Genomic DNA, 12712 nt, shown 5'->3' with positions numbered 1-12712 from the left:
CGCGTTCGGCGAACATCCGGAGCCGAGATCAGTCTCCGACCCGCTCGAACGACGCGATTCCGATGTCGCGAAACTCCGGACAATCGACAGGCAAGACCAGACATCGACTGCGCGCTCCCCCGTGCTCGGCGCGGAACACGAAGAGCCGGTCATGGAGCTGATCCGACCTCGCCGATACTCGATCGCTTCCCGCGCGATCACCGACCCGAGAGAGCCGCCTCCAGCAGATCCAGGCGGCGATCCCCCGAGCCGGTGACCTCGATGGCGCGGACGGAGTCCGGCATCAGGTCCGGATCGTCGACGAGCGCGAGGAGGGCGGCATCCGTCTCCTCGCGCAGATCGAGGTCCTCCTCCGCGGGGACATGGATGCCGTCGGCCTGGGCCACCGGCAGGAGGACCAGCAGTTCCACCTCCTGCATCGCCAGGACGGCCTCCTCGTACAGGCCCGGGAGCGCCGCCCCCGCTCCGCCCGGCCGACCGAGCGTCTCCCAGGCCTCGAGATACGCCAGGAAGTCCAGGGGGCAGCGCTCGATCACCGCATCCCGGCCACGGGAGAGCCGTTGCAGCCGTCCCACCGAGACCTGGAACTGCGAGACGAAGGAGTCGACGCCGACGTCCCCGCCGGCGAGCTCGTACGGGTCCCCGAACACCTCGAACGCCGGGTGCCGCTCCGCGAACGCCGCGATGAGGGTCGACTTGCCCGTGCAGTGGGTGCCGGAGACGACGATGCGCATGGGCGGACTCTATCGTCGGAGACCGCACGCCTCCGCTCAGGCGCGGGCGTGCACGGACGCGATGAAGTCGCGGATGTCGGCGGACAGCTCGACCGGCTTGATCAGGTTGAAGCCGTGGTTGTCGGGGAGGAACTTGACCTCGACATGGCCGGCGCGGGCGTCGAGAGCCTCCAGATCCCGACGGAGGCCCGCGTTATAGGCCTCCATGAAATCCCGCATCTCGCCCTCAACCCCAGGCAGTCCCTCGCAGCGGTAGATCAGGAAGGGCGCCTCGACCCGGCCGAAGAGGTCCATCCAGTCCACGTCTTCGAGCCCGACCAGCAACTCGCGCAGGTGCTCGCGGCTCATCGCGTGTCGCACCAGTCCGCCGTCGACGTCGCGGAGGCCCCGGGCGAAACCGGTCAGCTCGCGTGCGGCGGGCAGGCCGTATGCGCTCCCCTGCACCACCTGCGCACTGAGCAGCTCTGCGACGGCCTCCGCGGTCACAGGGCCGTCCGGCCACGAGGCCAGAGAAGCCTCGAAATTGGCCCGCTGCATCTGCACGACCGTGTCCGGGTCCATCCCGACATACTGCTCCGGAGCGCCTCCGCCGTAGCCGTCCATGTTGACGACGCCTGCCGTGCGCCCGCCACGCACCGCGTAGAGCGCGGCGACCATGCCGCCCAGCGAGTGCCCCACGATCACGGGGTTCTCCAGCCCCGTTGCAGCGATGACCCGATCGACGTCGTCGAGCACCGCGTCCCAGGTCCACTCCCCGTCGCCGGATCGTCCGTGGTTGCGGAAGTCCATCGCCACCAGCCGGTGGTCCTCGACCAGGCGCTCCGCGAAAGCGTCCCAATCCTCCAGATTGCGGAGCGCTCCGTGCAGGAAGAGCACCGGCGTACCGGTCCCGCCGTAGTCGCGCACCGCGATCGGGCAGTCGCCGTCGAGGATCAGTTCCCGGGTGTCGATCATCAAAGCCGTCTCTCCTTCGGTGGGGGCCGCCACGATGCGGGCTCCTGCCATTCTCTGCGACACCGGCCGCCCGAGGATCGGCGTCCGGGACGATCGACGAAAGTGTCCTTCGTCGGATGCGACGAAGTCTCAGGTCACCGCTTCCGCGCCCAGCCGTACCTCGTCACCAGCGCCGAGGCCACTCGCTCATAGCGACCGGCGTCGAGCACCGCGGCCTCGCGCCGCATCCCCCGATCGTGCACGCTGTAGAGCTGTTCGATGTCGACCCAGGACTCCCGTCCCTGGGAGTCCCAGCCTCCCGTGCCGATCGAGAGGAAGTCCCGGTCGCCGTCGTGCGGCTTGCTCGTCATACGGACCGCGTACACCCGGTCCGCGGACTGGCGGCCGATGACGAGCACGGGGCGGTCCTTGCCCCGCCCGTCGTTCTCCTCGTAGGGCACCCACGTCCAGATCACCTCGCCGGCGTCCGGCGCCCCGTCGCGCTGCGGCGCGTAGGAGACCGTCAGGTCGCGGATGCGATCGGGATCGACGCGCACGGTCTCGCTCCCCCGGTTCCGCCCCGGCTCCTCCCCGGCCGCGCTCCCCCCGCGGGCCGACGTCTCGCGCAGCTGCGCATCCGGACGGTCGGGCCGCACCGGTGTCGACCGCGACTCCCGGCCGAGCGCCTTCAGCAGGATGCCGGCGAGGGTGGACAGGATGCTGTTCGACGAGCTCACCTGCCCACCCTACTCAGCGCTGACGACGGGCGATCAGCTCTCCGCCAGCGCGTACCCCGACTCGCCGTGCACCACGAGGTCGACGCCCGCGACCTCGTCCTCCCCGGTGACGCGGAACCCGATGGTCTTCTCGATCGCCAGGCCGATGAGCAGCGAGACCACGAAGGAGTAGATCAGCACTCCACCGGAGGCGATCACCTGCACCGCGAGCAGTCGCAGGTCCCCACCGGTGAACAGGCCCTGGCCGGTGGCGAAGAAGCCGAGGTACACCGTGCCGAGGAGGCCGCCGACGAGGTGCAGCCCGACGACGTCGAGCGAGTCGTCGAAGCCCAGCCGGTACTTCATCTCCACCGCGAGGGCGCAGAGGGTGCCGGAGAGCGCCCCCAGCAGCAGCGCCCATCCGGGAGCCAGGTCCGCGCATGCGGGCGTGATCGCCACGAGACCCGCCACGGCGCCGGACACCGCGCCGACCGAGGTCGGCTTCCCATCCTTGATGCGCTCGACGAGGATCCAGCCGAGGATGCCCGCGGCGCCCGCCCCCAGGGTGTTGATGGCGATGAGCCCCACCTTGCCCATGTCGCCTGAGGTCCACTCGGCGCCCGCGTTGAAGCCGATCCACCCGAACCACAGCAGCGCGGCACCGAGCAGGGTGAGCGGCACGTTGTGGGGGCGCTGGATGCCCCTGCTGAAGCCGATCCGGCGCCCGAGCACGAGGGCGAGAGCCAGAGCCGCGGCACCCGCGTTGATGTGCACCGCGGTGCCTCCGGCGTAGTCGATGACCGCGACGCCGCTGTCCTCTCCGAAGAGCGCCTTCCCGAGGTTCATGATCCAGCCCCCGCCCCAGACCCAGGCGGCGATCGGGAAGTAGCCGATCGTGGCGAACACCCCGACGAAGATCAGCCAGGGACCGAAGCGGGCGCGGTCCGCGATCGCGCCCGAGATCAGGGCGACGGTGATGATCGCGAACGTCGCCCCGTAGGCGACTGAGAGCAGCGCCACGTTCGCCCCCGGCTCTGCGGCGGATGCGGCGAGCCCGAAGTCGGCGAACGGGTCTCCCGCGAATGCCCCCGGCGAGTCGACGGTGCTCATCGAGAAGCCGTAGAGCACCCACAGCACGGCGATGAGTCCGATGGAGCCGAAGCTCATCATCATCATGCTGATGACGCTCTTCGCCTTCACCAGACCGCCGTAGAAGAACGCCACCCCCGGCGTCATGAGCAGCACGAGTGCAGTGGCCGTCACACCCCAGGAGATGTTGCCCGGTGCATCCATATCGAACCTCGCTTTCGGGAAAGTGAGGTTCAGTGTTCTCCTGTCGCGTTACCGCTGATCGCGCCGCACGTTTCGGGGCTGTTACGGAATGCCCCGCCGGATGACGATCGTGTTACGCGGACGCCGCGTGGGTCAGTGCGTTCAGGCGCGAGATCGCCCGCAGGTACTTCTTCCGGTAGCCGCCGGCGAGCATCTCCTCGGAGAACACCTCGTCGAGGGGGGTTCCGGTGGAAACGATCGGGATCTGCGTGTCGTAGACGCGATCGACGAACGCCACCAGGCGCAGCGCCTCCGACTGGTCGGTGATGAGCCGCACGTCGCGGAGGCCGACGAGGTCGAGACCGTCGATGAGACGGAGGTAGCGCGACGGGTGCACCTGCGCCAGGTGCCGCACCACATCCCCGAAGACGTCGTCGGATGCCGTGCCGGTCTCGGATGCCCGCGCGATCGCGGCCGCGTACGCCGCATCGTCGAGCGAGACCGAGTGCCCGTCGATCGCACGCTGGCGATAGTCGACGCCGTCGATCCGCAGGGTTTCGAAGCTGTCGGACATCGCCTGGATCTCGCGCAGGAAGTCCTGTGCTGCGAACCGCCCCTCGCCGAGCGCGTTGGGAGGGGTGTTCGACGTCGCCGCGAGCTTCGTGCCGGACGAGACCAGCTCGCCCAGCAACCGCGTCATGATCATCGTGTCGCCCGGGTCGTCGAGCTCGAACTCGTCGATGCAGAGCAGGTCGGCGCCGCGGAGCAGGTCGACGGTGTTCTTGTAGCCGAGGGCCCCGACGAGCGCCGTGTACTCGATGAACGATCCGAAGTACTTCCGGCGAGCCGGCATCGCGTGGTAGATCGAGGCGAGCAGATGGGTCTTGCCCACCCCGAAGCCGCCGTCGAGGTAGAAGCCCGGCTTCATCTCCGGCTCCTTCGGCGCCCGGCGGAAGAGCCCGGCCTTCTTCACCGGCTGCGCGCCGTTCGCGAACGCCATCAGCCGCTTCTTCGCGTCCTCCTGCGACGGATAGGCGTCGTCGGCCCGGTAGCTCTCGAAGGTCGCGCCATCGAACTGCGGCGGCGGCACCAGGCTGGCGAGCATCTCCGTGCCGGTGACGACCGGCACCCGATCCGTCAGGTGCACGATGCCCGTGCTGGTGGTCGGTGTCATCGTGTGTCGAAGTCTTTCGTAATCCGCGTGCGTGTCACAGCAGGGAGGCCTATCGTCAAAGGGACGGATCAACACTACGCCGTCTCATCGAACCACCCGCTCGTTCACATCAGGAGACCCCCGTGCCTATCGAGTTCGACACCTCATCCGCCAAGTTCGCCGAGTACTCCGAGCCCGGCCGGCTGGTCACCACCGAATGGCTCGCCGCGCACCTGGGCGAGCCGGGCCTCGTCGTCGTGGAGTCCGATGAGGACGTGCTGCTCTATGAGACCGGACACATCCCCGGTGCGGTGAAGGTCGATTGGCACACGGAGCTCAACGACCCGATCGTGCGCGACTACGTCGACGGTGCCGGCTTCGCCGACCTGCTCAGTCGCAAGGGGATCAGCCGCGACGACACGGTCGTCATCTACGGCGACAAGAACAACTGGTGGGCGGCCTACGCGCTGTGGGTCTTCTCCCTGTTCGGCCACGAGGACGTCCGCCTGCTCGACGGCGGCCGCGACCGCTGGATCGGCGAGGGCAGGGAGATCACGACCGAGGCACCCGAGCGGGCTCGCACCCAGTACCCGGTGATCGAACGCGACGACTCCGTCATCCGCGCCTACAAGGAAGACGTGCTCGCCCACCTCGGCAAGCCGCTGATCGACGTGCGCTCCCCCGAGGAGTTCAGCGGTGAGCGCACTTCCGCCCCCGCGTATCCGGAGGAAGGGGCACTCCGCGCCGGTCACATCCCCACCGCGCAGAGCGTGCCGTGGGCGAAGGCCGTCGCCGAGGACGGCGGTTTCAAGAGCCGTGCCGAGCTCGAGGAGATCTACCGCGACGGCGCGGGCCTCGAGGACGGCGACTCGATCGTCGCATACTGCCGCATCGGCGAGCGCTCGAGCCACACCTGGTTCGTGCTCAAGCACCTGCTCGGCTTCGACGACGTCCGCAACTACGACGGATCCTGGACCGAATGGGGCAGCGCGGTGCGCGTCCCGATCGTCACCGGCAGCGAGCCCGGCACGCTCTGAGCGTGTGACAATGGCAGGGATGACCAGCACCGACGTCCCCGAGGCCCTCTCCGAGATCCGCGACGACTTCCTCGACCTCCCCGAGAGCGACCGACTGTCGCTGCTCCTGGAGTTCGCGAACGAGCTCCCCGCGGTCCCCGAGGAGCTGGCGAACCACCCGGAGATGTGCGAACGGGTCGCCGAGTGCCAGTCCCCCGTCTACATCTACCTCGAGGTCGAGGACGACGTGGTGCGCATGCATGCCACCGCGCCGCCGGAGGCCCCGACCACGCGCGGCTTCGCCAGCATCCTCGTCCAGGGCATCACCGGCCTGTCGGCGGACGAGGTGCTGGCGATCCCGAACGACTACCCGCAGAGCCTCGGGCTCACCAAGCTCGTCTCCCCGCTGCGCATCGGCGGGATGACCGGCATGCTCATGCGGGCGAAGAAGCAGGTCCGTCAGAAGCGGTGAACCCGTTTCCGGCCATCCACCCCGTGATCGCCGAGGTCCAGCCGGCCTGATCGTAGTTCCAGAGCTTCGTGTGCCGTGCGACGGAGAACGGCGGCATCGTCACCAGGTCGGGCCGGGCCTCCGCCAGCGCATGCGAGGCGTCCGCGGGCACGAAGCCGTCGTCGTCGCTGTGCAGGATGAGGATCGGCACCCGGAGCTCAGCGGCCCGCGAGACCATGTCGAGCCGGTCGAACGGGATCGCCTCCTCGGCGCCCCCGAGCTTCGCCGACCAGGAGGCGGAGAGCGCGCTCATCGCCAGAGAGGGCAGCGGATCGCGCAGCCCGGATTCCCGCGCCTGGAACCGCAGCACCGTGCGCCAGTCCACCACCGGAGAGTCGAGCACCAGCCCGGCGATCGCCTGGCGGTTGCCCGAGGAAACCGCAGTCTGCAGGGCGATCGCGCCGCCCATCGACCAGCCCATGAGGAGCACGCGGTCGGCGCCGTGGCGCAGCGCGTAGGCGATCGCGGCGTCGACGTCGCGCCACTCCGACGCCCCGAGGGCATAGGAGCCGCCACGGCTTCGCGGAGCCTCGCCGTCGTTGCGGTAGGACACCACCATCGTCGGCAGACCGAGCGAGTGGAACACGGGCACCGCCCGCAGGCACTCCGCGCGCGTCGTCCCCCGGCCGTGCACCTGGATCACCCAGGTGCTCCCCTCGGCGGGGAAGAGCCACGCGGGGCACGGCCCCGCCGGCGATCCGATCAGCACGCTCTGCCAGGGGATGTGCAGCTCGGACGGGGACGAGTAGTACCAGCCGCTGAACGCCGCGGCCCGATCCACGCGGGCGCCGGCGTCGACCTGGGTGAGCAGCTTGCGCCGGACGTGCGCGGCGTCGGCGCTCAGCACTGCGCCGAGCTTGACGTATCCGTAGGTGCCGGTGGTGAACAGGCCGTACCGACCGGGGAGCTCCGTGTCGGGCGTCCGGGTGAGCTCGATGGTCTGCGCGCCCGTGTCGATCGCGAGGATCTCGGTGTCGTTCTGGCGCGGGCCGGGGGTGACCACGCGGCGCGCCGTGGCGAACACCGCGACGGCGACGCCGACCAGGGCGGCCAGCAGAGCGGGGACGAGCAGCGCTACGGCGTGCCTGAGACTCTTCATCGCCTCCTGACTCTAGCCTGTTGCCGTGACCGCGAACCCGGAAGCCGCTGCGCTCTTCGACGACGCCGCGAAGCAGCTGCGGGAGACCGCGTTCCGTACCGACATCGTGGTGCGGGAGATCCCCTCGCCCTCGGGGCTGGCGCCGTTCTCCCTCGCGCTCGCCGCCGACGTGCGTCCAGACGATCACGGCGATTCCGTGTACGGCACCGGGCGCTTCGTGCTGCTCCACGACCCGGACGAGCCGACGGCCTGGGGCGGCGCATGGCGTATCGTCGCTTTCGCGCAGGCTCCGCTGGAGCCGGAGATCGGAACCGATCCCCTGCTCGCCGACGTCACCTGGTCGTGGCTCGTCGACGCCCTCGAGTCGCGGGACGCCGTCTACCACTCCGCATCGGGGACGTCCACGAAGACGCTGTCGAAGGGATTCGGCGGCCTCGCCGTGGAAGGCGACGGTGCGCAGATCGAACTCCGCGCGTCCTGGACGCCGGAGGGACCGTTCCGTCCCCACGTCGAGGCGTGGGCGGAGCTGGTGGGGATGCTGGCGGGGCTTCCGCCGGGATCCGAGGACATCGCCGTGTTCGGCGCGAGAAAGGGAGCACGTGGCTGACTATGCCGTGATCGCCGACCGTGAGGAGTTCTTGGCGGCCTGCGATCTGCTCGCCGCGGGTGAGGGCCCGGTCGCCGTCGACGTCGAGAGAGCCTCGGGGTTCCGCTACTCGCAGCGCGCCTATCTCGTGCAGGTCTTCCGCCGGGGTGCCGGTGTGTTCCTCTTCGACCCGCCGGCGCTGGGCGATTTCTCGGCGCTGCAGGAGGCCATCGGCGACGTCGAGTGGGTCTTCCATGCCGCGAGCCAGGACCTGCCGTCGCTCCGCGAACTCGCCCTCGAGCCGGCCACGATCTTCGACACCGAGCTGGCGGCGCGCCTCCTCGGGCATGAGCGTGTGGGCCTCGCGGCCGTCGTCGAGCACACTCTCGGCATCACTCTCGCCAAGGAGCACTCGGCCGCGGACTGGTCCACCAGGCCCCTCCCGGAGTCCTGGCTCGAGTACGCCGCCCTCGACGTGCTGCACCTGATCGACGTGCGCGACGCGATCGACGCCGAGCTCGTCGACGCAGGCAAGGAGGGGTTCGCGGCGGAGGAGTTCGCGGCGACCCTGACCCGTCGCCCCAAACCCGTCCGCGAAGACCCCTGGCGACGTCTCAGCGGCCTTCACCGGGTGCGCGGCGCGCGCAACCTCGCCGTCGCGCGCGAACTCTGGACGGCGCGCGAGGAGTACGCCCAGGAGATGGACGTGTCCCCCGGACGCCTCGTCCCCGACCGCTCGCTGCTCGCCGCGATCCTGGGCGCACCCGCGAACAAGCAGGCACTCGCAGGCCTCGCCGACTTCCACGGCCGGGCCAGCCGGACGCAGCTCGACCGCTGGTGGAACGCGATCGAGCGCGGACGCGCCACCGCAGACCTCCCCCGGGAGCGCGTGCCCAGCGACGCCCTGCCCCCGCCGCGTGCGTGGGTCGACCGCAACCCGGAGGCGGATGCCCGGCTGAAAGCCGCGAGACCCGTCGTCGAGGCTCTCGCCGACGAGCTGCACATGCCCACCGAGAACCTCCTCACCCCCGATCACCTGCGACGCGTCGCCTGGCAACCGCCGGAGCTCACCGCCGAGTCGATCGGAGAGGCGCTCGCCGACCTCGGCGCACGCCGGTGGCAGATTGCGCAGACTGCACAGAAGATCGCGGATGCCTTTGTAGATGCCGCGCAATCGCCCGAAGAGGGCGCCGCGACCGCTTCGTAGGTTCGATCCAACCGATTCCCTGAGCCCCGGCGCGCTTCCTAGGCTGGGAGCATCCCACAACACTGGAGGCAGAGTGGCCGAGATCTCGGACGTCTTCTTCGTCGACGGCATGCGCACCCCGTTCGGGCGCGCCGGCGAGAAGGGCATGTACTGGAACACCCGCGCGGACGACCTCGCCGTCAAGGCGACCATCGGGCTCATGGAGCGCAATCCGAACGTCCCCGCTGACCGCATCGACGACGTGGCGATCGCCGCGACGAGCCAGACCGGCGACCAGGGCCTGACCCTCGGCCGTTCCGTGGCGATCCTCGCCGGGCTCCCGCAGACGGTCCCCGGCCTCGCGATCGAGCGCATGTGCGCCGGCGCGATGACGAGCGTCACGACCATGGGCGCCTCGATCGGCGTGGGCATGTACGACCTCGCCCTCGCCGGCGGCGTCGAGCACATGGGCCACCACCCGATCGGTGGCAACGCCGACCCCAACCCCCGTTTCGTCGCCGAGCGCATGGTCGATCCGGGCGCTCTCAACATGGGCGTGACGGCGGAGCGCATCCACGATCGCTTCCCGCACCTCACGAAGGAGCGCGCCGATCGCTTCGGCATGCTCAGCCAGCACAAGGTGCAGGCGGCGTACGACGCCGGCAAGCTCCAGGGCGACCTCGTGCCGGTCGCGATCAAGGCCGCCGACGGCTCCTGGGGCCTGGCGACCGAGGACGAGGGCCGCCGCCCGCAGACGACGATGGAGGACCTCGCCGGTCTGAAGACGCCCTTCCGCCCGCACGGACGCGTCACCGCGGGAACATCCTCCCCCCTCACCGACGGCGCGACCATGTCGCTGCTGGCCGGCGGGTCAGCGGTCAAGGAACTGGGACTGCAGCCGAAGATGCGCATGGTCTCCTTCGCCTTCGCCGGTGTGCAGCCCGAGATCATGGGCATCGGCCCGATCCCGTCCACCGAGAAGGCGCTGAAGAAGGCCGGTCTGACGATCGCCGACATCGGCCTCTTCGAGCTGAACGAGGCGTTCGCGATCCAGGTCCTCTCGCTGCTCGACCACTTCGGCATCGCCGATGACGACCCGCGGGTCAACCAGTGGGGCGGGGCGATCGCGCTCGGCCATCCGCTGGCCGCGAGCGGCGTGCGTCTCATGATTCAGCTGGCCGCTCAGTTCGCCGAGCGTCCGGACGTGCGCTACGGCCTGACCGCGATGTGCGTCGGTCTCGGCCAGGGCGGATCGGTCATCTGGGAGAACCCGTTCTTCGACGGCAAGAAGCGGAAGTGAGCGCAGGAATGACGAACTACGACGAGATCGACTTCTCGCCCATCATGGCCCTCACCGAGGGCGAGGTGGTCACGCACTCCCCCGTGCGCGACGTCCGCCTCGCCTCCGGCAAGGTGCTGGCGCTCATCACGCTCGACAACGGGCGCGACCACACCCGTCCGAACACGCTCGGCCCCGCCACCCTCACCGAGCTCGGCGAGACCCTCGCGGGCCTCAAGGATCGCGCGGCGTCCGGCGAGATCCAGGCCGTCGGCATCACGGGGAAGCAGTACATCCTCGCGGCCGGAGCGGACCTCTCCGACATCAGCCGCGTCGGCTCTAAGGACAACGCACGTCTCATCGCCCAGCTCGGGCACAAGGTGCTGGGGTCGCTGAGCGACCTCGGCGTGCCTTCCTTCGCCTTCGTGAACGGTCTCGCGCTCGGCGGCGGCATGGAGATCGCGCTGAACTCCGGCTACCGCACGGTGGACGCCTCGGCGGCGGCGCTCGCGCTCCCCGAGGTGTTCCTGGGGATCATCCCGGGCTGGGGCGGCGCCTACCTCCTGCCGAACCTGATCGGCATCGAGAACGCGCTCGAGGTGGTCATCTCCAATCCGCTCAAGCAGAACCGCATGCTCAAGCCGCAGCAGGCCTTCGACCTCGGGATCATGGACGCGATCTTCCCGGCGGCGAACTTCCTCGAGGACTCGCTCCGCTGGGCCGACGCCGTCCTCGGCGGCAAGAAGGTCGAGCGGAAGAACGAGCCGGGCAAGATCGAACGCCTCACCAAGTGGCCCATCGCCATCAAGATGGCGCGCGGCATGCTCGAGTCGAAGATCGGCACGGTGCCGAAGTCCCCGTATGCCGCCCTCGAACTGCTCGACAAGGCGAAGAGCGGTACCAGGGCGGAGGGGTTCGCCCGCGAGGACGAGGCGCTCGCCGAGCTCGTCACCGGCGATCAGTTCGCCGCGTCCATGTACGCGTTCGACCTCGTGCAGAAGCGGGCCAAGCGTCCGGTCGGCGCCCCTGACCGGGAGCTCGCCAAGAAGGTCACCAAGGTCGGGATCATCGGCGCGGGCCTCATGGCCAGCCAGTTCGCGCTGCTGTTCGTGCGCAAGCTCCAGGTGCCGGTGCTGATCACCGACCTCGACCAGGCCCGTGTCGACAAGGGCGTGGCGTACATCCACGAGGAGATCGGCAAGCTCGAGGCGAAGGGCCGCCTCGACGGCGACTCCGCGAACAAGCTCCGCGCCCTCGTGACCGGCACCACCGACAAGTCCCTCTACGCGGACTGCGACTTCGTGATCGAGGCCGTGTTCGAGGAGGTCGGCGTCAAGCAGCAGGTCTTCGGCGAGATCGAGAAGATCGTCGCGGAGGACGCGATCCTCGCGACCAACACCTCGTCGCTCTCCGTCGAGGAGATCGGTGCCAAGCTGGCTCACCCGGAGCGTCTGGTCGGGTTCCACTTCTTCAACCCGGTGGCGGTCATGCCGCTCATCGAGATCGTGAAGACGCCGGCGACCACGGACGCCGCGCTCTCGACCGCGTTCGTCGTGGCGAAGGGCCTCGGCAAGAACGCGGTGCTCACGGCCGACGCCCCTGGCTTCGTGGTGAACCGTCTGCTCGCCAAGGTCATGGGCGAGGCTGCACGCGCGGTGTACGAGGGCACGCCGGTCGCCGATGTGGAGAAGGCGTTCGGCCCGCTCGGGCTGCCGATGGGGCCGTTCCAGCTCATCGACCTCGTGGGCTGGAAGGTCGCGGCGCACGTGCAGGACACCATGGTCCACGCGTTCCCCGATCGCTTCTACGCGAACGAGAACTTCCACGAGCTCGCCGACCTCCCGCAGGTCGTGGAGAAGGACAAGGGCGGCCGCGTGACCGGCTTCGCCAAGGACGCGGAGAAGCTCGTGAAGAAGGCGGCGGGATCGACCCCGACGCCGGCCGCCGAGATCCTCCGCCGCGTGCAGGACGGTCTCGCGCAGGAGATCAAGCTGATGCTCGACGAGGGCGTGGTCCCCGAGGTGCAGGACATCGACCTGTGCCTGATCCTCGGCGCCGGCTGGCCTTTCATCGACGGCGGGGCTTCGCCCTACCTCGATCGCGAAGGCGCATCGGAGCGGGTCTTCGGCGGCATGTTCCATACGCCGCAGATCGTCGGCATCGCGAACAGCTGAGCCGGATCGCAGAGGAGGGAGGGTCGCTGCACGGCGGCCCTCCCTCCTCACGC

At 69.5% G+C, this 12712-nt stretch carries 12 protein-coding genes; 6 read left to right on the top strand and 6 right to left on the bottom strand.

Going from position 1 to position 12712, the window contains the following annotated elements; genetic code table 11:
* Nucleotides 1-197 precede the first annotated feature (197 nt).
* The 5 genes from ABWO84_RS06155 to zapE form a co-directional block, all read right to left on the bottom strand.
* Nucleotides 198-734, bottom strand: a complete 537-nt coding sequence (locus ABWO84_RS06155; protein WP_353113614.1) for a DEAD/DEAH box helicase family protein — start codon at nt 732-734, stop codon at nt 198-200.
* A 36-nt stretch (nt 735-770) separates the two neighbouring features.
* Nucleotides 771-1688 (bottom strand): alpha/beta fold hydrolase, encoded by a 918-nt coding sequence (locus ABWO84_RS06150; protein ID WP_353113612.1) that lies wholly within the window; start codon nt 1686-1688, stop codon nt 771-773.
* Between the two features lie 134 nt (nt 1689-1822).
* Entirely contained in the window at nt 1823-2404 is a 582-nt protein-coding gene (locus tag ABWO84_RS06145; RefSeq protein WP_353113610.1) for a type II toxin-antitoxin system PemK/MazF family toxin, read from the bottom strand.
* Nucleotides 2405-2437: 33 nt separating this feature from the next.
* On the bottom strand, nt 2438-3676 hold the full coding sequence (locus tag ABWO84_RS06140; protein WP_353113608.1) for an ammonium transporter: 1239 nt from the start codon (nt 3674-3676) through the stop codon (nt 2438-2440).
* A 112-nt stretch (nt 3677-3788) separates the two neighbouring features.
* Nucleotides 3789-4829 carry a cell division protein ZapE gene (gene zapE, locus ABWO84_RS06135; protein ID WP_353113606.1) on the bottom strand — a complete coding sequence of 347 codons (1041 nt, stop codon included), beginning with the start codon at nt 4827-4829 and terminating at the stop codon, nt 3789-3791.
* A gap of 122 nt (nt 4830-4951) precedes the next feature.
* Here zapE and ABWO84_RS06130 point away from each other — a divergent pair, with 122 nt between their 5' ends.
* A complete protein-coding gene (locus ABWO84_RS06130) occupies nt 4952-5845 on the top strand; it encodes a sulfurtransferase (protein WP_353113604.1) in 894 nt (297 codons plus the stop codon).
* A gap of 19 nt (nt 5846-5864) precedes the next feature.
* Nucleotides 5865-6296, top strand: coding sequence for a SufE family protein (locus ABWO84_RS06125; protein ID WP_353113602.1), 432 nt, complete (start codon nt 5865-5867; stop codon nt 6294-6296).
* Here the strand turns inward: ABWO84_RS06125 and ABWO84_RS06120 are convergent.
* On the bottom strand, nt 6259-7434 hold the full coding sequence (locus tag ABWO84_RS06120; RefSeq protein WP_353113600.1) for an alpha/beta hydrolase family protein: 1176 nt from the start codon (nt 7432-7434) through the stop codon (nt 6259-6261). The two genes, ABWO84_RS06125 and ABWO84_RS06120, sit on opposite strands and share 38 nt — an antisense overlap.
* A 25-nt stretch (nt 7435-7459) precedes the next feature.
* On the opposite strand from ABWO84_RS06120, the gene ABWO84_RS06115 reads away from it, so the two are divergent.
* The 4 genes from ABWO84_RS06115 (at nt 7460) to ABWO84_RS06100 (ending at nt 12659) form a co-directional block, all read left to right on the top strand.
* On the top strand, nt 7460-8041 hold the full coding sequence (locus tag ABWO84_RS06115; RefSeq protein ID WP_353113598.1) for a DUF3000 domain-containing protein: 582 nt from the start codon (nt 7460-7462) through the stop codon (nt 8039-8041).
* Nucleotides 8034-9227 carry a ribonuclease D gene (locus tag ABWO84_RS06110; RefSeq protein WP_353113596.1) on the top strand — a complete coding sequence of 398 codons (1194 nt, stop codon included), beginning with the start codon at nt 8034-8036 and terminating at the stop codon, nt 9225-9227. Before ABWO84_RS06115 ends, ABWO84_RS06110 begins: the two co-directional genes overlap by 8 nt.
* 73 nt (nt 9228-9300) lie before the next feature.
* Entirely contained in the window at nt 9301-10506 is a 1206-nt protein-coding gene (locus tag ABWO84_RS06105) for a thiolase family protein (protein ID WP_353113594.1), read from the top strand.
* 8 nt (nt 10507-10514) lie between these two features.
* Entirely contained in the window at nt 10515-12659 is a 2145-nt protein-coding gene (locus ABWO84_RS06100; RefSeq protein ID WP_353113764.1) for a 3-hydroxyacyl-CoA dehydrogenase NAD-binding domain-containing protein, read from the top strand.
* Nucleotides 12660-12712 lie beyond the last annotated feature (53 nt).

Origin of the sequence: Microbacterium sp. (assembly GCF_040394595.1) — a bacterium.
GTDB lineage: Bacteria > Actinomycetota > Actinomycetes > Actinomycetales > Microbacteriaceae > Microbacterium.
The sequence above is the reverse complement of the archived record's forward strand: the minus strand, read 5'-3'. Positions and strand labels throughout refer to the sequence as shown.

Coding starts and splice junctions, on each gene's coding strand:
- ABWO84_RS06155 (WP_353113614.1), bottom strand. CDS start 734: ATGCGCATCGTCGTCTCCGGCACCCACTGCACGGGCAAGTCGACCCTC.
- ABWO84_RS06150 (WP_353113612.1), bottom strand. CDS start 1,688: ATGATCGACACCCGGGAACTGATCCTCGACGGCGACTGCCCGATCGCG.
- ABWO84_RS06140 (WP_353113608.1), bottom strand. CDS start 3,676: ATGGATGCACCGGGCAACATCTCCTGGGGTGTGACGGCCACTGCACTC.
- ABWO84_RS06125 (WP_353113602.1), top strand. CDS start 5,865: ATGACCAGCACCGACGTCCCCGAGGCCCTCTCCGAGATCCGCGACGAC.
- ABWO84_RS06100 (WP_353113764.1), top strand. CDS start 10,515: ATGACGAACTACGACGAGATCGACTTCTCGCCCATCATGGCCCTCACC.
- ABWO84_RS06120 (WP_353113600.1), bottom strand. CDS start 7,434: ATGAAGAGTCTCAGGCACGCCGTAGCGCTGCTCGTCCCCGCTCTGCTG.
- zapE (WP_353113606.1), bottom strand. CDS start 4,829: ATGACACCGACCACCAGCACGGGCATCGTGCACCTGACGGATCGGGTG.